17 protein-coding genes are annotated in these 20,438 nt (G+C 70.0%); 5 read left to right on the top strand and 12 right to left on the bottom strand.

Features of this window, described 5'->3' with window-relative positions; genetic code table 11:
- From ACI2LP_RS06655 to pepN (ACI2LP_RS06630), 6 genes are all read right to left on the bottom strand, one after another.
- Nucleotides 1-1,368 carry a cytochrome P450 gene (locus ACI2LP_RS06655; RefSeq protein WP_404723438.1) on the bottom strand — a complete coding sequence of 456 codons (1,368 nt, stop codon included), beginning with the start codon at nt 1,366-1,368 and terminating at the stop codon, nt 1-3.
- On the bottom strand, nt 1,365-1,985 hold the full coding sequence (locus ACI2LP_RS06650) for an ATP/GTP-binding protein (RefSeq protein WP_360876071.1): 621 nt from the start codon (nt 1,983-1,985) through the stop codon (nt 1,365-1,367). Before ACI2LP_RS06650 ends, ACI2LP_RS06655 begins: the two co-directional genes overlap by 4 nt.
- Nucleotides 1,966-2,325 (bottom strand): DUF742 domain-containing protein, encoded by a 360-nt coding sequence (locus ACI2LP_RS06645; RefSeq protein WP_404723437.1) that lies wholly within the window; start codon nt 2,323-2,325, stop codon nt 1,966-1,968. Before ACI2LP_RS06645 ends, ACI2LP_RS06650 begins: the two co-directional genes overlap by 20 nt.
- On the bottom strand, nt 2,322-2,738 hold the full coding sequence (locus ACI2LP_RS06640) for a roadblock/LC7 domain-containing protein (protein ID WP_404723436.1): 417 nt from the start codon (nt 2,736-2,738) through the stop codon (nt 2,322-2,324). Before ACI2LP_RS06640 ends, ACI2LP_RS06645 begins: the two co-directional genes overlap by 4 nt.
- Nucleotides 2,735-4,156, bottom strand: a complete 1,422-nt coding sequence (locus tag ACI2LP_RS06635; RefSeq protein ID WP_404723435.1) for a sensor histidine kinase — start codon at nt 4,154-4,156, stop codon at nt 2,735-2,737. The genes ACI2LP_RS06640 and ACI2LP_RS06635 overlap by 4 nt, the downstream gene beginning before the upstream one ends.
- A 171-nt stretch (nt 4,157-4,327) precedes the next feature.
- Nucleotides 4,328-6,898 (bottom strand): aminopeptidase N, encoded by a 2,571-nt coding sequence (gene pepN / locus ACI2LP_RS06630; RefSeq protein ID WP_404723434.1) that lies wholly within the window; start codon nt 6,896-6,898, stop codon nt 4,328-4,330.
- Nucleotides 6,899-7,071: 173 nt separating this feature from the next.
- Between pepN (ACI2LP_RS06630) and ACI2LP_RS06625 the strand changes: the two genes are divergently transcribed.
- The gene (locus tag ACI2LP_RS06625) at nt 7,072-7,587 is read left to right on the top strand and encodes a DUF1203 domain-containing protein (RefSeq protein WP_404723433.1); all 516 of its coding nucleotides are present in this window, start codon (nt 7,072-7,074) and stop codon (nt 7,585-7,587) included.
- 121 nt (nt 7,588-7,708) lie between these two features.
- Here ACI2LP_RS06625 and ACI2LP_RS06620 read toward each other — a convergent pair whose 3' ends face one another.
- The 3 genes from ACI2LP_RS06620 to ACI2LP_RS06610 all read right to left on the bottom strand — a co-directional run bounded on the left by ACI2LP_RS06620 (nt 7,709) and on the right by ACI2LP_RS06610 (nt 12,965).
- Nucleotides 7,709-8,737: an aspartate-semialdehyde dehydrogenase gene (locus ACI2LP_RS06620; protein WP_360876083.1), complete on the bottom strand. Its 1,029-nt coding sequence runs from the start codon at nt 8,735-8,737 to the stop codon at nt 7,709-7,711.
- Between the two features lie 172 nt (nt 8,738-8,909).
- Nucleotides 8,910-12,230 (bottom strand): S8 family serine peptidase, encoded by a 3,321-nt coding sequence (locus ACI2LP_RS06615; RefSeq protein ID WP_404723432.1) that lies wholly within the window; start codon nt 12,228-12,230, stop codon nt 8,910-8,912.
- Nucleotides 12,231-12,419: 189 nt separating this feature from the next.
- Complete coding sequence (locus ACI2LP_RS06610; RefSeq protein WP_404723431.1) at nt 12,420-12,965, bottom strand: CGNR zinc finger domain-containing protein; 546 nt, start codon at nt 12,963-12,965, stop codon at nt 12,420-12,422.
- A 118-nt stretch (nt 12,966-13,083) separates the two neighbouring features.
- Between ACI2LP_RS06610 and ACI2LP_RS06605 the strand changes: the two genes are divergently transcribed.
- The 3 genes from ACI2LP_RS06605 to ACI2LP_RS06595 are packed head-to-tail and all read left to right on the top strand — an operon-like array spanning nt 13,084 to nt 14,943.
- Entirely contained in the window at nt 13,084-13,539 is a 456-nt protein-coding gene (locus ACI2LP_RS06605; protein ID WP_360876089.1) for a VOC family protein, read from the top strand.
- A 12-nt stretch (nt 13,540-13,551) separates the two neighbouring features.
- Complete coding sequence (locus ACI2LP_RS06600; protein WP_404723430.1) at nt 13,552-14,460, top strand: pyridoxamine 5'-phosphate oxidase family protein; 909 nt, start codon at nt 13,552-13,554, stop codon at nt 14,458-14,460.
- Nucleotides 14,461-14,469: 9 nt separating this feature from the next.
- Nucleotides 14,470-14,943, top strand: a complete 474-nt coding sequence (locus tag ACI2LP_RS06595; RefSeq protein WP_404723429.1) for an NUDIX hydrolase — start codon at nt 14,470-14,472, stop codon at nt 14,941-14,943.
- A 37-nt stretch (nt 14,944-14,980) separates the two neighbouring features.
- Here the strand turns inward: ACI2LP_RS06595 and ACI2LP_RS06590 are convergent, their stop codons facing one another.
- Both ACI2LP_RS06590 and pepN (ACI2LP_RS06585) read right to left on the bottom strand, forming a co-directional pair.
- Complete coding sequence (locus ACI2LP_RS06590) at nt 14,981-16,003, bottom strand: hypothetical protein (RefSeq protein WP_404723428.1); 1,023 nt, start codon at nt 16,001-16,003, stop codon at nt 14,981-14,983.
- A gap of 248 nt (nt 16,004-16,251) precedes the next feature.
- On the bottom strand, nt 16,252-18,831 hold the full coding sequence (gene pepN / locus ACI2LP_RS06585) for an aminopeptidase N (protein ID WP_404723427.1): 2,580 nt from the start codon (nt 18,829-18,831) through the stop codon (nt 16,252-16,254).
- 127 nt (nt 18,832-18,958) lie between these two features.
- On the opposite strand from pepN (ACI2LP_RS06585), the gene ACI2LP_RS06580 reads away from it, so the two are divergent.
- The gene (locus ACI2LP_RS06580) at nt 18,959-19,594 is read left to right on the top strand and encodes a DsbA family protein (RefSeq protein WP_404723426.1); all 636 of its coding nucleotides are present in this window, start codon (nt 18,959-18,961) and stop codon (nt 19,592-19,594) included.
- Nucleotides 19,595-19,730: 136 nt separating this feature from the next.
- On the opposite strand, the gene ACI2LP_RS06575 is transcribed toward ACI2LP_RS06580, so the two are convergent.
- Nucleotides 19,731-20,366: a superoxide dismutase gene (locus ACI2LP_RS06575; protein ID WP_404723425.1), complete on the bottom strand. Its 636-nt coding sequence runs from the start codon at nt 20,364-20,366 to the stop codon at nt 19,731-19,733.
- Between the last annotated feature and the right edge of the window lie 72 nt (nt 20,367-20,438).

Genomic DNA, 20,438 nt, shown 5'->3' with positions numbered 1-20,438 from the left:
TCAGCGGCCCAGCAGGCGGGCCCACCACGAGCGCCGTGCCGGCCGCTCCGTGTCCGCGGGAACGGACACGGGAACGGGCGGCGCGGCAGCCTCGGGAAGCGGCTGCGCCTTGGGTGTACGGGGCAGCTGCGAGTTCGCCGTCACCGTGCTGCCGCCCGGCACGAACGACACCGGCAGCGAGATCAGCTGCCGCGACATCAGTGATGAGTCGTAACGCAACTCGTCCTCCGGCACGGCAAGTCGCAGATCGGCCAGCCGGGCGAGCAGTACGTCGATGCCGGTGTCCGCGATGGCGCGGCCGATGTCCTGGCCCGGGCACTCGTGCGGTCCGCCGCTGAACGCGAGGTGCGAGCGGTTGCCGTGCACCGGCTGCGACAGATCGGGCCGGATCTCCGGGTCGGCGTTGCCCGCGGCCAGACCGAGCAGCAGCATGTCACCGGCCTTGATCTGCTGGCCGCCCAGCACGGTGTCCCCGGTCGCCCAGCGGCCCAGCACCGTGGAGAGCGGCGGCTCGTCCCACAGGACCTGCTCCAGCGCGTCCGGCAGCGTCATATGACCGCCGGAGAGGCTGGCTCGGAAGCGGCGGTCGGTGAGCACCATCCGCAGCGTGTTCGCGATCAGGTTCGCGGTCGTGGTGAACGCCGCGATCAGCACCAGGCGCAGATGCTCGATGATTTCCTCGTCCGTGAGCGACGTGGAGTGCTCCAGCAGCCAGGAGGCGAAGTCGCGCCCGGGCGCGGCCCGCTTGCGCTGCACCAGCTCCTTCAGCGCGACCGTGACGTACTCATTGCTCGACACCGCGGTCGCGGTGCCCTTGATCATGTCGCGCGCCGCCTCGACCAGACGGGGGCCGTACGAGTCGGGCATGCCGACGAGCTGCGTCATCACCAGCATGGGAAGCGGCTCGGCGAACTCGCCGACCAGATCGGCCTGTCCGCGGTCGATGAAGGTGTCGATCAGCTGGTCGGCGAAGCGCTTCACATAACGGCGGATGCCGCGCCGGTCGAAGCGCTCCAGGGACTCGGTCACCGCGCCGCGCAGCCGCTCGTGCTCCGTGCCGTCCTGGAAGTTGCACACCGGCTGCCAGGCGGCGACGGGAGTGAGCGGGTGGTCCGGCGGGACCCTGCCTTCCTGCATGTCGCGCCAGCGGCGAGAGTCGCGCGAGAAGCGGGACGGCGTACGGGCCACGTCCAGGTTCTCCCGGTGCCCGAGCACCAGCCAGGCCGGCAGATCGCCCTGGACCAGGACGGGTGCCACCGCCCCGTGCTCGGCGCGCAGCTTCTCGTACAGGCCGGTCGGATCGGCCTCGGCCTCGGGGCCGTACAGCCGGTGCGCGGGGCAGCCCGGCGGGGGAGTGGGGGTGCTCACGATGCCTCCGTGGTCACGGCGAGGGACTGCAGATAGCGCATCAGCGTCATCAGTACGTCACGGCTGGAGCCGCGCAGCCGGGCGTCGCACTCGACGATCGGCACGGCCGCCGGCAGATCGAGTGCGCCGCGCAGCTCTTCAAGGGGGTAACTCGGCGCGTCCGGGAAGGAGTTGACGGCCACCACGAAGGGCACCCGGCGCTCCTCCAGACGCCCGATGACGTCGAAGCTCACTTCGAGGCGGCGGGTGTCGACCAGCACCACCGCGCCCAGCGCACCCTCGAACAGGCCGCGCCACAGGAACCAGAAGCGCTCCTGTCCGGGGGTGCCGAACAGATAGAGCACCAGCTCCTCGTTGATGCTGATGCGGCCGAAATCCATCGCGACCGTGGTCGATGTCTTGCGCTCCACCCCATGGGTGTCGTCGACGCCGACCCCGGCCTGGGTCATCGTCTCCTCGGTGGTCAGCGGTCTGATCTCGCTGACCGAGCCGACCAGGGTCGTCTTGCCGACTCCGAAGCCGCCCACGATGACCACCTTGACGGCGGCCGTGGCCGTCTGTGGCAGCACGTCCTCGCTGCGCGGCCCCACGGCCTGCTCAGAGCTTCTGAAGTCCATCGATCACTGCCTCAATCAAAGCGCGGTCGGGGAGTTGGGCGGGCGGGACCGGAGCGCGGGCCACCACCCGGCCCTCGGCGAGCAGATCGCTGAGCAGCACGGTGACGACACTCACCGGGAGGCTCAGATACGCGGAGATCTCGGCCACCGAGAGCGGCGAGTGGCAGAGCCGGACGATCGCGGCGTGTTCCGGCTGCATACCGGGCCGGGGACCCGACTTGGCCACGATCAGCGTGACCAGGTCGAGCGTGGTGGGCGCGGAGGAGCCGCTGCGGCCGCCGGTGATGACGTAGAGCCGCTCGGGGCTGTTGTCTTCCCAGTCCCCGCCCGGGTCGCTCACGCGGTGTGTCCCTCGTGCCGGGGCGGTGTGCTGAGGTGCTCGCCGATCCGCAGCACCAGGTCCCGCATCCGCTGGCCCATCAGCCCGGCGTCGACACCTTCGTCGGCCAGCACGGCGAGAAACGCGCCCTCTCCGGCCGCCATCAGATAGAAGAAGCCGCCGTTCATCTCGATGACGACGAGGTGCATCCGCCCGTCGCTGTGCGGGAGTTCGGAGGCGACCGCACCCGCGAGGCTCTGCAGCCCGGCGCAGGCGGCGGCCAGCCGGTCTGCGGTGTCGTTGTCGGAGCCGTACTGAGCCATCCGGAGCCCGTCCGCGGACAGCACGACCACGTTCCTGGTCTGCGGGACTCCCTCCGCCAGGTCCTTGAGCATCCAGTCCATGTTGGTCTGGTTGGACTGCTGCTGAATCATGGCTGCGTGTTCCCCTTGTTTGTCTGGGTGGGCTCACCGGACAGGCCGCTCTGGAAGGCGGCCAGCCACATGCCGGGCTGCACGGCGGGTGCCGACTCCGGCTCGGGCGCCGCGACCGCGGCCGGTGCGGTGGCGGGGGCCTTGCGACGGCGCTGCGGCAGACCGAGGGCGGTCCGCTCGGTCACCACCGGGACGTCGTCGTCCGGGGTGCTGGGTCCGGTGACCGGCCGCGTCGGCCGCTCGTCGGTGACCGGGACGGCCGCGCGGGGGCCCGAGGAGGTGCCGATGCCGTGCGCGATACCTGTCGCCGATGCGGCGGTGGTGATGAGCTCCTGCGGTACGACGAGGACGGCACGCACACCGCCGTACGCCGAGGAGCGGAGCGAGACCTGGAATCCGTACGCCTGCGCGAGCCTGCCGACCACGGCGAGGCCGAGCCGGGGCGTCTCGCCGAGGTCGTTGACATCGATTCCCTGCTGGGCCTGGCGGAGCATGCGCTCGGCCCGCTTGCGGGCCTCCTCGCTCATGCTCACACCGCCGTCCTCGATCTCGATGGCGATGCCCGACTGGACCTCGACGGCGGTCAGATGGACCTTGGTCTGCGGCGGCGAGTAGCGCGTGGCGTTGTCGAGGAGCTCGGCGAGCGCGTGGATCAGCGGCTCGACGGCGGTGCCGACGACGGCGACCTCGGAGACCGAGTGCAGTTCGACGCGCTGGTAGTCGATGATCCGCGACATGGCGCCGCGCATCACGCTGTAGAGCGGTACGGCCTTGCTCCACTGGCGGCCGGGGCGGGCGCCGCCGAGCACGGCGATGGAGTCGGCGAGCCGGCCGATCAGCGCGGTGCCGTGGTCGATCCGCAGCAGATCGCCGAAGACGTCGGGGGCCTTGCCGTGCCGGTCCTCCATCTCACGCAGTTCCTGGGCCTGTTGGTGCACGATGGCTTGAACTCGACGAGCGATGTTCACGAACGCGCGCTGCGCGGACTCGCGCAGATCCTCCTCGGCGACGACGGCGTCGAGCACCGAGCGCAGCACCGCCTGGTGCTCGGCCGGTGCGTCGAGCGAGTCGAGCACATCCTCGGGGAACTCGCCCTTGCGCAGCCGCTCCACCACCTGGGGCAGCAGCTCGCCGGCGAGCCGCGCGGTCTCGGCCTGCTGCCGCGAGAGCACCGCCTCGCGCTCGGCGAGCCGCTCCCTCAGTTCGGCGAGCTTCCGACCCCTGCGCGCGGTCTCGGCGCAGGCGACAGCGACTACGGCGACGGCCCCGACACCGATCCAGACCACGGGGGTGCGCGCCGAACCGGAGACCAGGGCCGCCGCTACGGCTACGGCCCCTGCGGTTACCACGACGGGCACGAGCCACGCGAGGGAGGCCGCGGTCCGCGGACTTCCGGTCGAGGTTTCCTGTCGGACCATCAGCACCCTCAAACCATCGAACTGGAAAGATCATATGACGACGGTCGGGAAGCATATCCGGCTTCCGTTACTGGAATTGACGCCGGGTCACCGAATTGGCGGGATGTTCATGCAGCCGGCAAACGGAAGGGCGCCGCAGGCCGGACGGCCTGCGGCGCCCCTTCATTCCACTTATGCGGCCGCAGCGTCCGCGGCCTGGGCCTTCAGCGCCCGCTCGACGCCCGAGCGCGACTCCGAAATCAGCCGCCGCAGCGCCGCGTTCGGCTCGGCCGACTCCAGCCATGCGTCCGTCGCATCCAGCGTGGCCTGCGAGACCTGGAGCGCGGGGTAGAGTCCGATCGCGATCTGCTGGGCGATCTCATGGCTGCGGGACTCCCACACGCCCTTGACCGCCGCGAAGAACTTCTCCGTGTACGGGGCGAGCAGCTCGCGCTGATCGGTCTGGACGAAGCCCGCGATGACTGCCTCCTGCACGGCGTTCGGCAGCTTGTCGGACTCGACGACCGAGGCCCAGGCGCCCGCCTTCGCCTCCGCCGTCGGCCGGGCCGCGCGCGCCGTGGTCGCGTGGCGCTCGCCCGCCGCCGTCTTGTCCCGCTCGTACTCCGCCGCGATCTCGTCCTCGTCGAGCACTCCGGCCGCCGCAAGCCGCTCCACGAACGCCCACCGCAACTCGGTGTCCACCGCCAGGCCCTCGATGGACTCCGTGCCGTCGAGCAGCGCCTGCAGCAGGTCGAGCTGCTGCGGAGTGCGCGCGGTCGCCGCGAAGGCGCGCGCCCAGGCCAGCTGGTGGTCGCTGCCCGGCTCCGCCGCACGCAGATGCGCCAGCGTCGCGTCCGTCCACTGCGTCAGACCCGCCTCGCGCCAGTCCGGCGCCGCGTACAGGTCGATCGCCAGCTTCACCTGGCGGTGCAGCGACTGCACCACGCCGATGTCCGACTCCTTGCCGATGCCGGAGAGCACCAGCGAGAGATAGTCCCGCGCCGCCAGCTCGCCGTCACGGGTCATGTCCCAGGCGGACGCCCAGCTCAGCGCGCGCGGCAGCGACTCGGTGAAGTCGCCGAGGTGCTCGGTGACGACGCGCAGCGACTCCTCGTCGAGGCGGACCTTCGCATACGTGAGGTCGTCGTCGTTGAGCAGGATCACCGCGGGACGACGGGTGTTCTGCGGGAACGGCACATCCGTCAGCTCGCCGTCCACGTCCAGCTCGATCCGGTTCGTACGGACCAGCTTGCCGTTGGCGTCGAGGTCGTAGCAGCCGACCGCGATCCGGTGCGGGCGCAGCGTCGGCTCGCCCTTCGCGCCGGGCGGCAGCGCCGGGGCCTCCTGGCGTACGGAGAAGGACGTGACGTACCCCTCCTCGGAGAGCTCGATCTCCGGGCGCAGGATGTTGATGCCCGCCGTCTGCAGCCACTTCTGCGACCAGGTCTTCAGATCGCGGCCGGAGGTGTCCTCCAGCGCACCCAGCAGATCGGACAGCTGGGTGTTGGCGAAGGCGTGGGCCTTGAAGTACGCCTGCACTCCGCTGAAGAACTCGTCCATGCCGACGTAGGCGACGAGTTGCTTGAGGACGGAGGCACCCTTGGCGTACGTGATGCCGTCGAAGTTGACGAGAACGTCGTCCAGGTCGCGGATCTCGGCCATGATCGGGTGGGTGGACGGCAGTTGGTCCTGCCGGTACGCCCAGGTCTTCATGGAGTTCGCGAAGGTGGTCCAGGAGTGCGGCCACTTCGAGTCCGGGTGGTACGCCTGGCAGGCGATCGAGGTGTAGGTGGCGAACGACTCGTTCAGCCACAGGTCGTTCCACCACTCCATGGTGACCAGATCGCCGAACCACATGTGGGCCAGCTCGTGCAGGATCGTCTCCGCCCGCACCTCGTACGCCGCGTCCGTCACCTTGGAGCGGAAGACGTACTGGTCGCGGATGGTCACCGCGCCCGCGTTCTCCATCGCGCCCGCGTTGAACTCCGGCACGAAGAGCTGGTCGTACTTGGCGAAGGGGTAGTCGTAGTCGAACTTCTCCTGGAACCACTCGAAGCCCTGCCGGGTGACCTCGAAGATCGCGTCGGAGTCCAGGAACTCGGCGAGCGAGGGCCGGCAGTAGACGCCGAGCGGAACGGACTGGCCGTCCTTCTCGTAGCTGCTGTGCACCGAGTGGTACGGGCCGACGATCAGCGCCGTGATGTACGTCGAGATCCGGGGCGTCGGCTCGAAGACCCAGACGTCGTCCTTGGGCTCCGGCGTCGGCGAGTTCGAAATGACGGTCCAGCCGGACGGCGCCTTCACGGTGAACTGGAAGGTGGCCTTCAGATCCGGCTGCTCGAACGAGGCGAACACGCGGCGGGCGTCCGGCACCTCGAACTGCGTGTAGAGGTATGCCTGTTGGTCCACCGGGTCGACGAAGCGGTGCAGACCCTCGCCGGTGTTGGTGTACGCGCAGTCGGCGACGACCTTGAGCTCGTTCAGCCCCTGGTGCAGATGCTTGAGTGCGATCCGCGCATCGCGGAAGACGGCGGCGACATCCAGTGCCTTGCCGTTCAGTACGACCTCGTGCACGGCCGGGGCGACCAGGTCGATGAAGGTCTCCGCACCGTCCTCGGCGGAGTCGAAGCGCACGGTGGTCACGGACCGGTAGGTGCCGCCCTCCTGCGCGCCACTGAGGTCGAGATCGATCTCGTACGAGTCGACGGTCAGCAGACGGGCCCGCTGCTGCGCCTCTTCGCGGGTCAGATTCGTGCCAGGCACGCTGTCATCTCCTCGGTTTCGTGACGTTTGCGGCCATCCTTCCACGGGGTGCGGTGCGGCTGCCCGCCTTAATCCGGGTGCCGTGGTGTGCGGGTTCGGCGCGGTGCGGCGGAGCCGAACGCCATGTCCGTTTTCCGCCGGAACGAGGGCCGCGGGAGCGCCACGCTGAACCCATGACCGAGACACAGACCGAGACACTCTGGACCGCGCGGCCCATCGAGCCCGCCGCCCTCAAGCGGCTCCGCGACACCGACGACGCGGGCCGCGCCTGCGTCCCGTACACCGACACCGAGGGAGATGCCCCGCTGCGCTGCTGTCTGCGCCCGAGCGGGATCGGTGAGCGGATCGCCCTCGTCTCGTACGCACCGCTGCGTCGCTGGGCCGCGGAGACGTGGGCCAGTCCCGGCGCGTACGACGAGCAGGGGCCCGTCTTCATCCACGCCGACGAGTGCGAGGGGCCGGGCGAGGACGAGGGCTACCCGTTCGCCCGCCCGGGCGCGCTGCGGACGATGCGGCGGTACGACACGGAGGGGCACATCGTGGGAGGCCGCCTCCTGGAGATCCCGTCGGCGGCGACGGAGGCGTTCGACGCGGCGCTGACGGAGGCGTTCGCGGACCCGGAGGTGGCGCTGGTGCACGTCCGGGCGGTGGAGTACGGCTGCTTCCTCTTCGAGGTCCGGCGGCCGTAGAAACTGGGGCTCCGCCCAGACCCCGCGCTTCAATCTCCCCCAGACTTCGTCCGGGGGGACCCCCACGGGGCTTGATTTGCCCGGGCATATCAAGCCCCGCCGGCGATTGAGGACACGACCGCTACGCGCGCAGCTCGTCCGCCACCAGCTCCGCGATCTGTACCGCGTTCAGCGCAGCACCCTTGCGCAGGTTGTCGTTCGACAGGAACAGCGCAAGGCCGTTCTCGACTGTCTCGTCCACCCGGATGCGGCCGACATACGACGCGTCCTTGCCCGCCGCCTGCAGCGGGGTCGGGATCTCCGAGAGCTCCACCCCCGGCGCGTCCTTCAGCAGCTCGTACGCGCGCTCGATGCTGATCGGCCGCTCGAAGCGCGCATTGACCTGCAGCGAGTGGCCGGAGAACACCGGCACCCGGACACACGTGCCGGAGACCTTGAGCTCCGGGATCTCCAGGATCTTGCGCGACTCGTTGCGGAGCTTCTGCTCTTCGTCGGTCTCGAAGGAGCCGTCGTCGACGAGGTTGCCCGCGAGCGGCAGGACGTTGAAGGCGATGGGGCGCTTGTAGACGCCGGGCTCGGGGAAGTCGACCGCCTCGCCGTCGAAGGTGAGCTGGTCGGCGGCCTCGGAGACTGCGCAGGCCTGGGCCTTCAGCTCGGCGACACCGGCCAGGCCGGAGCCGGACACGGCCTGGTAGGTGGTGGCGACCAGCGCGGCGAGTCCCGCCTCCGCGTGCAGCGGCTTGAGCACCGGCATCGCGGCCATGGTCGTGCAGTTCGGGTTGGCGATGATGCCCTTGGGGCGGTCCTTGATCGCGTGCGGGTTGACCTCGGAGACGACCAGCGGCACCTCGGGGTCGCGGCGCCAGGCAGAGGAGTTGTCGATCACCACGGCACCCTGCGCGGCGACCTTCTCGGCGAGGGCCTTGGACGTCGCCCCGCCGGCCGAGAAGAGCACGATGTCCAGGCCGGAGTAGTCCGCGGTGGAGGCGTCCTCGATGGTGATGTCCTGGCCCTCCCACGTGAGGGTGGAGCCCGCGGACCGCGCGGAGGCGAACAGCCGGAGCTCGTCGACCGGGAACTTCCGCTCGGCGAGGATCTTGCGCATGACTCCGCCGACCTGACCGGTGGCTCCGACGATTCCGACCCTCACGGTGACTCCTTCTGTCTGTGCGTACTGTCTGTGCGCAGATCTGTATGTATGACGCGGGCAGCCTGCCCATCATGCGTATGACCGGGGTCTTCTTGTCCAATCCATTGTCCGGCATGCGAAAAGGGCGGGCGTCCGGGATGGACGCCCGCCCTCTTCAGTCAGCCCACTGCGACTACGGCGTGACCTTCTCGATCACGACGCTGCCGGTGCCCGCGACCGTGCCGCGGCCGTTCAGCAGCTGCACCTCGCCGAAGAACTGCCGTCCCTCGGGTGCCGCGCCGCCCACCAGCACCTCGGCGCTGACCTGCGCCGACGCCCCGTTGGCGAGCGTGACCGGCTTCGCCGAGTCGACCTTGACCGAGCCGAGCGAGGGTGCGAAGAACACATCGCGGTAGTTGTACTCGGTGGTCCCGGCCGGGACGGCGTAGCCGTCGACCACGATGGTGTAGGTGCCGGCGGCCGGCTTGAGCAGGCTCACCGCCTCCTCCGAGTCGCCGTCCGCCGACTGGCCGACCTGCACACCGTTCAGCAGGACAGTCAGGTCCAGGTCGGCCCCGGTGTCGGAGACCCCGCCGATGGCGACGTCCAGACGCTCGACGCCCTCACCGATGGTGACCGTCGACTCCTGCGACTCACCGTCCTTGATGGACGGCCGGGCGACCTTGGCCGAGCCGAGCGAACCGCCCGCGAGCTTGCCGTCGATCGCGGCGAAGCCGTTGGTGACCTTCCACTCGACGGGTGCCGGAGTGCCGACCTTCGCCTCGGGGAGGGTTTTGACGGCCGGGTCGAAGGAGGCGCCCAGCAGGCTGACGTCCAGCTTGTACGGGTTGTCGAGCAGCGGAGACGTACGCCGCGACTCGACCTCGATCTCCCAGACGCCCGGCGTCGGCTCGGGGTACGAGCGCAAGTCCGGACGGCAGGTGTTCGCCGGATTGTTGTAGTTCGGGTAGCAGAAGATCGTCGAGCTGTCCTCGACGCCCACTCCGTACGGGTGGATGCCGATGAACCGGGTCTGGCTGTTGGGGGCCAGACCGCCGAGTGCGACCTCGAGGTTCTTCGCGCCCTCGGGCACCGTGACGAAGTACGACTTGTGGCTGTTGCGCTGCACCGAGCCGGACGCCGAGAAGGTGTACGCAGGCTTCGCGAGCTCCTTGGAGACGACCACGGTCGCCATGATCTGCTTGTCCACGCCCTCGGTGCGCGGGTCGTCCGCCTCCAGGATCGCGCTGTGCACGCCGGCTGCCTTGGGCCTCGCCTCGACCTTGATGGTGACCGGGGTGTTCAGCGGCAGCGTGACCGCGCCGCTGCCGGGCAGGTCGAAGGTGCCGTCGTTGTACTTCCAGTCCAGCTCGTGCCGCACGGGGCGGTCCGGGCCGGTCGTCCTGGTGATGACGACGTCGTAGGTCTTCTTCTGGCCGGCCTTCAGACCGCCTTCGCGGTCGTAGAGGCCGGTACCGAAGCCGGGGGTCTTCAGCGCGAAGTCGATCGCGGTGTCGACCGGGGCCTTGACGCTGTACTCATGGGCCGTGGCGCCGTCCTCGATGGCGTCCCATGCGTCCACGATGTTGATCAGGCCGGAGCCCTGCTCATGCGCCTGCACTCCGGGGATACGGTGCGCGGTGCTGGTCAGCGCCGTGCGCAGCTTCGCCGGGGTCAGCTCGATGTGCCGCTGCTTGGCGGCCGAGAGCAGCAGCGCGCTCGCGCCCGCAGCCTGCGGCGAGGACATCGAGGTGCCCTGCAGCATGGAGTAGCCGGCCGGGAGCTCGTAGCCCGCCTCCTTGACCGGGCTGCCGGGCAGCCAGGTCTGGGTGGTGTTGATGGAGGCACCGGGCGCGGTGATGATCGGCGCGAAGCCGCCGTCCTCACGCGGGCCGCGGGAGGAGAAGGGGAGCATCGCGTACTTCTTGGTCACCGCGGAGCCGTAGTTGGCGGCCCAGGTCTCCTTGGAGATGGCGGCGCCGACGGAGATGACCTTGTCGGCGAGGCCCGGGTCGCCGATGGTGTTGGTGCCCGGACCCTCGTTGCCGGCCGAGATGACCAGCTGGACGCCGTAGGTGTCGATGAGGCGGGTGTAGAGCTCCGCGCGGGCGTTGTTGCCGTCGTTCAGCGCGGGCAGACCGCCGATGGACATGTTGATGATGTCCACGCCGCGGTTGATGACCAGGTCGGCCATGCCCTCGGTGAGCGCGACGTTGGTGCAGCCGCCGCTCCAGGTGCAGGCGCGCGACGAGACCAGCTTGGCGCCGGGGGCGGCGCCGTTCATCCGGCCGCCGAAGAGGCTGTTGGCGGCGGTGATGCCGGCGACGTGCGTGCCGTGCTCGGACTCGATGACGCCGATGTTGACGTAGTCGGCCTTGGCGCCCGCGGCGTTGTAGACGACGTCCTTGCGGACCTCGATGACGAACGGGATCCGCTCGACGACGTCGGTAGCCGGGTCGTCCTTGCCGAAGTAGCCGATCTGGAAACCGTTCTTGTACGGCTTCATCACGGTGTCGTTCGAGAAGTTCCCGTCGTTGTCGAGGTCGACCGTGGCGGTGCGGGTGGCCGGGTCGTACAGCACGCCCCAGACGTCGGTCGTGTCGCCGTCCCGGTTGAGGTCACCGGCCATGTCGCCGCCCTTGGTGGCGGCCTCGGAGAAGAGGTTGAACTTGTACGCGCCCGCGGGGGCGGAGTACGTGCGGCCGTTGACGGCGAACGTCGGGCCGCTCACATCGAGGGACATCCGGCGCCAGGTGGCGTCGCCGTCGGCCACCGGGTCGGTCGCGGTCACCCAGTCGACGATCTTGCGCTCGCCGGTGGTGGTCTTCTGCAGCGCCGGGTGGCCGAGGTCGACACCGGAGTCGAGGATGCCGATGGTCACACCGCGGCCGTCGGCCTTGGGGTGCTCCTTGACGAAGTCCACCGCGCCCGTCTCGAAGGACGGGTTGTACGGGTTCTTCGCCGGGGTGTTCTTGCCGGGCGCCGGGTACGCACCGGCCTGCGCGTCCGCGGTGCCCGCGGCCTTGGTGGTGTCACCGGCCGGCGTCGGGTCGTCCAGCTTGACCTCGTGCTTGAGGTCGATGCCGTGCACGCTGGAGAGCTTGGCGGCCGCCTTGAGCGCGGCCTCCGCCCGGGCGGTGGGGAGGGTGGCCCGTACATAGCCGAGCTGGTCGTACGTCTTGCCGACCACGGCGCCTTCGACGGCGTCGAGCTGCCCCGCGACCTGCTCGGTCGCACCGGGTGCGGTGGCGACCATCACAGTGACGCTCTTCTCGCCCTTGGCCTCGGCATCGGCGAGCAGTTGGGCGTCGGCCGAGCCGAGCTTGTCGGAGGAGGACGAGGCCTTGACGCCGGCGGAGGTGCCCGGGTCGTCGGCGGGCGCGGCGGAGAAGGCCGGCGCGGCGCCCGTGGCCACCAGCGCGGCCACGATCGAAGCTGCGGCCGCGATGCGGGCCGCGCGTCTGTGACCTGGTACGGAGCGCCCTTGTATGGAGCTCTGGGATTCGGGGGTCATCAGCATCCCTGTTTGTGAAAGACGGGGTCCGGAATTCGGTGCCGGATGACCGCTCAGCCTTTCGTAAATGACAGGGGTTTGTGGAGAGTTGGCAGCGGCGGGTTGCGGACATGGCGGAGATCCGCCACTGCGAAGGAAGCGCCACGCAGGGCAAATGGGTGTTTCTGGGGTTTCGCTTCAGACTTTGCTTCAGTCTTCGCGGCTGCGGGCGTAGTGCCGGGACGCCTTCGCGCGGTTGCCACACACCGCCATGGAGCACCAGCGGCGCGTCCCGTTCCGCGAGGTGTCGAAGAAGTGCAGGACGCACGCCTCGTGCGCGCAGGCGCGGATCCGGTCGGGCGCGGTGCGCAGCAGATCGAGATGGCCGCGGGCCGCGGTCCAGCCGGGGCCCCAGGCCGGGTCCGCGAACTCCGCCTCCTCGCCGGGGCCGTCGGCGGTGAGTGTGGCGCGAATCCGCCCGTGGCCCAGCACCTCGTCGAGGCGGGCGACGGCGGCGGGGTCGCCGGGGGTGTCGACGAGGGCGGCGAGGGCGTCACGGGCGGTCAGGGTGCGCTCCAGGGTGGCCGCGTCGGCGCTGAACCGGCCGGCGAGGTCGTTGCTCACCAGCCAGATGCGCAGTCCGTCGACGCCGGTCAGCAGATCCTGGCGTGCGCCGTCGTGCACCCAGCGGGTGTTGAGCAGGTCGAGGGAGACGGGCTCGCCGGTGAGCGGCCGTGGATCGGACATGGCGGGCATCCCTGAGCTCCTCTCCCGACTAACCACTCAAGAGTACGTGACCGGTTGACCTCCTGGTACCTAACCTCTAAAGTCAGATTAAGCGGTTAGCCCGCTCCGACCTTCCGAGAGGTGTGCCATGACGGCGACCAGCGCTCTGCGTACCGGCCATATCGGCCTCAATGTCACCGACCTCGATCGTTCGCTCCCCTTCTACGGGGACGTCCTCGGCTTCGACCTGCTCGGCCAGGGCAAGGAGGACGACCGTCGCTTCGCCTTCCTCGGCCGGGACGGTCAGCTCGTCCTCACGCTCTGGCAGCAGGCGGACGGGGCGTATGCACCCGCACTCGCGGGGCTGCACCACCTCGCCTTCGAGGCGGAATCCATCGAGCAGGTCCGGGCCGCCGAGGTGCGGCTGAAGACCCTCGGCGTCGACTTCGCGTACGAGGGCGTGGTCGCCCACGGCGAGGGCGCGGCCTCCGGCGGGATCTTCTTCCACGACCCGGACGGCACCCGTCTCGAGATCTACGCCCCCTCCGGCGCCGAGGGCGCCCCGGTGCCCACCGCCGCAGCGCCCACCTGCGGCTTTTTCTAGGGAGCGGCCACCGTGGACCCGTATCAGCAGCCGTACCACCACGGCTCGCTCGCCGTTCAGCGGCGCCTGGGCGTGAGCGACCAGGCCGCGCACGTCGGCCGCTCCATCGGCGACGGCATCAAACCGGTCGCCGCCGCCTTCCTGGGGCTTCAGCCCATGCTGGTGCTCGGCGCGGCGGACCCGGCGGGCCGGATGTGGGCCTCGCTGCTCAGCGGTCCGCCCGGCTTCATGCGGGCCACGGGGGCGCACTCCGTCTCGGTCACCGGCCGCGTGCACCGGGCGGACCCGCTCGCCGGCGCACTCGCCGCGGGCCCGCTGCCCGTCGGCACGATCGTGCTCGATCCGCGCACCCGCCGCCGGATGCGGCTGGGCGGCACGGCCCGCCCGTCCGCCCGCGGTCTCGTGATCGAGGCGGAGCGGGTCTTCGCCAACTGCCCCAAGTACCTGCAGAAGCGGGAGCTGTACGAGCCGGATGGGGGCGGCGGCGAGCAGACCGGTGCCGCCAGGCGCGCGGGACAACTGGACCCCGGCCAGCAGGAGTTCATCCGCGCCGCCGACACTTTCTTCATCGCCACCGGCACGCCGGACGGCGTCGACGCCAGCCATCGTGGCGGCAACCCCGGCTTCGTACGCGTCACGTCGCCCACCACGCTCAGCTGGCAGGACTACCCGGGCAATGCGATGTTCCTGACGCTGGGCAACCTGGAGGCCGACCCGCGCGCAGGACTGTTGCTGCTGGACTGGGCCGGTGGCACAACGCTCCAGCTCACCGGTACCGCGCACACCGACTATTCGGACACCGGCGGCCGCAGCACCGTCTTCACCGTCGAGGAAGTCGTCCAGACCGAGGCGGCCAGTCCACTGCGCTGGTCGGCCCCCGAGTACTCGCCCGCCAACCCGAGCGTTCAGGCACCCCTCTAACCTCACCGCATGAACAAGCAGTTGCGGAACAGGGAACTGAGGGTCGCGGCGTACGCCGTGTGCGTACGGGACGACGAGATCCTGCTCGCCCGCTGGGTGGCGCGCGACGGCGCCAAGAAGTGGACGCTGCCCGGCGGCGGCATGGACCACGGGGAGGACCCCCTCGACACCGTGGTCCGCGAGGTCGAGGAGGAGACCGGCTACGCAGCCGAGATGACCGCACTGCTCGGCCTCGACTCCATCCGCCGCCAGTACCCGCGCAAACTCGGAGCGTTTGCCGACTTCCAGGGGCTGCGCATCGTGTACGAGGGCCGGATCACCGGCGGCGAGCTGCGCCATGAGACGGACGGGTCGACGGACCTGGCCGCCTGGCATCCGCTGGAGGCGGTGACCGCTCTCGAACGGGTCGAACTCGTCGACATCGGCCTGGAGTTGTGGCGCTCCAGGCCGCCGGCCGGACGGCTCGCCGGAACCAGCCGATAGCCGGCCGGCACTTCCTCGCCTGTGACCGGGCCGCGGCTCAGCGCGGGAGGACCACGACGTACGCGGCGGGGTCCCGCTCCACCGCCGCCATCAGGGCGGTGCGGACGACGGTCGCCTGCTGCTCCGGCGACTCCCGCAGCTTCTTCGGCGTGAGGTGCACGACGGTGATGCCGAGCCGCTCCAGATGCTCGCGCTTATGGGCGTACTCCGACCACAGGGCGTCCTCGCCGTGGCGGGGCGCGCGGGTGTCCAGCTCGACGGCGACGGCCTGGCCGGGCCAGTAGGCGTCGACTCCGCCGAGATGGGGGCCGCCGGGGAGGCGCAGGTCCACATTCCACACCGGTTCGGGGAGTTGCTGCGTACGCACCAGCTCGTACAGCCGCTCCTCCGCGAGGGCGCGTCCCTCGGCGAGGAGCGAGTCGACGGCGCCGACGACGTGGGGGCGGCTCAGCAGCCGGGCACGGCTCAACTCCTTGACGACGGCGGCGGGTTCGCAGTGCCCGCCGCTGACGGCCTCGGTGAGGAGGCGGCGTACGGCGTCGGGGTCGGCGACCTGCGTGACGGCGTCCGCGAGGGCGCGGGGGACGGGGGCGACGGGTACGCCCGTGATCTCTCTCGGTCCGGGCATCCCGTGCGTGCGTACGAGCCGGGCGCATCCGGTCGAGCGGAGACGGCGGGTGCGGGGCACGAGGACGTCGATCCGGTCGAGGGAGAGCAGCGGCGGGGCCGACGAGAACTGATAGAGCGCGAGCGCGGCGAGCCCGGTGATCATGGCCTCGCCGAAGCCGGGTGCGCTCCGTGCCTCACCCTGCGCGGGAAGGGCGGGCCGCCCGGCGTACAGCAGCGCGCCGTGCAGCCGCTCCTCGCTGGTGGGCGGGCCGGGGTGCAGGAGATACACCCCCGGCAACAACAACTGCCAGGGACCCCCGGGCCGGCACTGCGAGGCGGTCCGCGCGGCGGAGACCCCGTGCGCGCGGAGCTGCGCGGAGGACAGCACGCGGCGCTGGACGTCGGCGAGGTGGCTGAGGGGGAGGGGGGAGAGAGGGGTGTTGTGGTTCATGGGACGGGAATGCCCGCGTCCGGCCCGCTTCCTACCCGCTGTTACAGTCTCGTCGACATTTCGGGACAAGGCAGCCCTAAAGTACGGGCGTTCGACTGCCGAAAGGGCGCGGGGCGCGCGGGAGCGGTGGGGGGTGTGCGGGGCGCGCCCGGCGCCGGGGACTGGCGGCTTCGCGCCGCCGAGCGTGGTGCCGGGGGGCCTGTTCCCCACCCCGCCCCTGAGGGGCGGGGTGGGGTGGGCAAAATCCCTCAGGCCGCGCCCGACGCCGCGTCGCATGCCTGGGCCCGCAGCGCCCTCGCCAGATCGTCCCTCGCCTCCAGCACCAGACGGCGCAGGGCCGGGGCCGCCCCCGTGTGCGTGGACAGCCAGCCGTCCGTCGCCGTCAGCGTCGACTCGTCGTCCTGCAGGCTCGGGAACAGGCCCTTCACCACGTCCATGCCGATCTGGATCGACCGCTCCTGCCACACCCGCTCGATCGCATCGAAGTACTTCGCCGCGTACGGCGCCAGCAGCTCCCGCTGCCCCGGCTGCACAAAGCCCGAAATCGTCGCCTCCACCAGTGCGTTGGAGAGCGAGTCCGACTCCACGACCTGCGCCCACGCCTGGTCCTTCACCGCCGCCGACGGCCGCGCCGCCAGGCAGCGCACCTGGTGGCGCTTGCCCGAGGCCGTGTCGTCGCGGGCCAGTTCCGCCGCGATGAAGGACTCGTCCGCCACCCCGTGCGACGCCAGCGGCTCCACGAACGCCCAGCGCAGCTCCTGGTCCACGTCCAGCCCGTCGATCTTCGCCGTGCCGTTGAGCAGCCCGTCGAGCAGCTGCAGATCCGCCGCCGACGTCGCCGTCGCCGCGAAGAACCGCGCCCACGTCAGCTGGTGCTGGCTGCCCGGCTCGGCCAGCCGCAGCTCACGCAGCGCGCCCTGCGCGAGCAGCCGTCCGCCCTCCTCGCGCCACTGTGGCGCGGCGTAGTGCACCAGGGCGGAACGCGCCCACGCGTGCAGCATCTGCAGCACCCCGATGTCGGACTCCCGCCCCGCGAACCGCAGCACCAGGTCGACGAAGTCCCGCGCCGGCATCAGCGCGTCCCGCGTCAGATTCCACAGCGCCGACCAGCACAGTGCCCGCGCCAGGGGGTCCGTGATGGCGCCGAGACGCGCCCGCAGCGTCGCCAGCGAGCCCTCGTCGAAGCGGATCTTGCAGTACGTCAGATCGTCGTCGTTGACCAGGATCAGGTCGGGCCGCTCGGCGCCCGCAAGCGCCTCGACGACCGTCCGCGGACCGGTGACGTCCACCTCGGCCCTGGCGTAACGCACCAGGTCCGTCCCTTCGTTCCGGTACAGCCCGACCGCCACCCGGTGCGGCCGCAGTTCATCGCCGTCCTGCCCCACCGCGAGCTCGGTGATCCGATCGCCCGCGTCGTAAGTCGCCACGGGAGTCAGGGAGTTGACGCCCGCGGTCTCCAGCCAGGACCGCGACCAGGACGCCATGTCACGGCCGGAGACCTCTTCCAGGACCAGGAGCAGATCGGCCAGGCGCGTGTTGCCGTAGGCGTGGCGCTTGAAGTAGCGCCGCGCGCCCTCCAGGAACGCGTCCTGCCCGACGTACGCCACCAGCTGCTTCAGTACCGACGCGCCCTTCGCGTACGTGATCCCGTCGAAGTTGAGCTTCGCGTCCTCCAGGTCACGGATGTCGGCCGTGACCGGATGCGTCGACGGCAGCTGGTCCGCCCGGTACGCCCACGACTTGCGGTTGTTGGCGAAGGTGATCCAGCCGTTGGCGAAGCGGGTCGCCCCCACCATCGAGAAGGAGCCCATGAAGTCCGCGAAGGACTCCTTCAGCCACAGGTCGTCCCACCACACCATGGTGACCAGATCGCCGAACCACATGTGCGCCATCTCGTGCAGGATGACGTTCGCCCGGCGCTCGTACGACGCCTGCGTCACCTTCCCCCGGAAGATGAACTCCTCGCGGAAGGTCACACAGCCCGGGTTCTCCATCGCCCCGATGTTGTACTCGGGCACGAACGCCTGGTCGTACTTCCCGAAGGGGTACGGGTAGTCGAAGTGGTCGTGGAAGAAGTCCAGTCCCTGCCTCGTCACCAGGAAGATGTCGTCGGCGTCGAAGTGCCTGGCGAGCCCCTTGCGGCACATCGCGCCGAGCGGGATCTCCAGCGTCGTCCCGTCGTCGAAGGTGCGGGTGTAGATGTCGGTCTCGTAGTGGTACGGACCGGCCACGACCGCCGTGATGTACGTCGAGATCGGCTTCGTCCCGGCGAAGCGCCACACCCCGTCCTCGTCCCGCGCGCCCTCGCCGTTGCTCCAGACGGTCCAGCCCTCCGGCGCGGTCGCCTCGAAGCGGAACGGCGCTTTCAGGTCCGGCTGTTCGAAGTTGGCGAAGACCCGGCGGGCGTCGGCCGGCTCGTACTGCGTGTAGAGATAGACCTCGCCGTCCTCCGGGTCGACGAACCGGTGCAGCCCCTCACCCGTACGGCTGTACGCGCACTGCGCATCCACCACCAGCACGTTCTCTTCGGCGAGATTGCTCAGCGCGATCCGCGAGCCGTCGAAGACCGCGACCGGATCCAGCTTCTCGTCGTTCAGCGTCACCTCGGTGACCGCGGGCGCGATCAGGTCCGCGAAGGTCGAGGCGCCCGGCTGCGCACAGCGGAAGCGGATCGTCGTCACCGAACGGAAGGTGCGGGGCCCGGAGCCCTCTGGCGCCTCGCCGACCGCGGAACGCAGGTCGAGGGCCACCTCGTACCCGTCGACGGACAGCAGCTCGGCCCGCCTGCGGGCCTCGTCGCGGGACAGATTCTCACCGGGCACGGGCACTCCTTCGTGTCTCGTTCGAACAGGACCGATCCTCCCATGTGCTCCTGGCACGCGGTATCCGGGAATCGACCGGCGGCAGGTGGCGTTTGCCCGTTCGAGGCGCACGACGTCCCTGATGAGGAGAAGCATGTCCGAGAACGGCAAGACACCCGTGGACTTCTGGTTCGACCCCCTGTGCCCGTGGGCCTGGATGACCTCCCGCTGGATGCTCGAGGTCGAAAAGCTCCGCGACGTCGAGGTCCGCTGGCACGTGATGAGTCTCGCCGTGCTGAATGAACCCAAGCTCGACACGCTCCCGGAGAAGTACCGCGAGGGCATGAAGCAGGCATGGGGCCCGGTCCGGGTCGTCATCGCCGCACAGCAGAAGTACGGCGACGAGGTGCTCGGCAAGCTCTACACCGCGCTCGGCATCCGCTTCCACAACCGCGGCGAGGGCGCGACCCGCGAGGCGATCGCGGGTGCGCTGGAGGAGGTCGGCCTGCCCGCGGATCTGCTCGACTACGCCGACTCGGACGCGTACGACACCGAGCTGCGCGCCTCCCACAAGGAGGGCATCGACAAGGTCGGCCAGGAGGTCGGCACCCCGGTCATCGCGGTCCCGGGCGCGGACGGCAAGCAGCTCGCCTTCTTCGGCCCGGTCGTCACTCCCGCCCCGAAGGGCGAAGAGGCGGCAAAGCTCTGGGACGGCACGCTGATGGTGGCGTCCATCCCCGGCTTCTACGAGATCAAGCGGACGCGCACCGCCGGCCCGAGCTTCGACTGACAGCTCGGCGCCGCACGGTCCCTGACCGGCCTGCGCAGGGAAGGGCCCCCGCGAGTCACGTCCTCGCGGGGGCCCTTCGTCACTCCGCCTGCAGGTGAAGGTTGAGAAGACGATCACGAGCAGGACGATCCATGGCCTACGGCACGATCAGCGGCGTGCGCTCCTTCGCCTCGGCATGGCGCTTCGCCACGTCCTGCCAGTTGACGACCTGCCACATCGCCTCGATGAAGTCCACCTTCTGGTTCTTGTACTGCAGATAGAAGGCGTGCTCCCAGGCGTCGAAGACGAGGATCGGCACCGAGCCCTGGCCGACGTTGCCCTGGTGGTCGTAGACCTGCTCGACGATCAGCCGGCGGCTGACGGGCTCGTACGCGAGAACGCCCCAGCCCGAGCCCTGCGTGGTCGCCGACGCCTTGGTCAGCTGGGACCTGAACTTGGCGAAGGAGCCGAAGGATTCGGCGATCGCGTCGGCGAGTTCGCCCACGCCGTCCTTCTCCAGCGGCTCGCCGCCGCCGTCGCCTGTCATGTTGTGCCAGTAGATCGAGTGCAGGATGTGGCCGGAGAGATGGAACGCGAGGTTCTTCTCCAGACCGTTGATCGTTGACCACTGCTCCTTGTCGCGGGCCTCCGCCAGCTGCTCGAGGGTGTCGTTGGCGCCCTTGACGTAGGCCGCGTGGTGCTTGTCGTGGTGGAGCTCGATGATCTGCGGACTGATGACCGGTTCGAGCGCCGCGTAGTCGTACGGAAGTTCAGGAAGCGTGTAAATGGCCATGTCTCTCCGGTCCCTCGCACTGCTTATTGCACATCATATGCAAGTGCACGTTAGCAGCAGAAGGGGCGGGTG

Source organism: Streptomyces sp. NPDC019890 (genome assembly GCF_044903445.1).
Taxonomy (GTDB): Bacteria; Actinomycetota; Actinomycetes; order Streptomycetales; family Streptomycetaceae; genus Streptomyces.
Note: the sequence above shows the minus strand (reverse complement) of the source record. Positions and strands in the feature narration are given on the sequence as shown.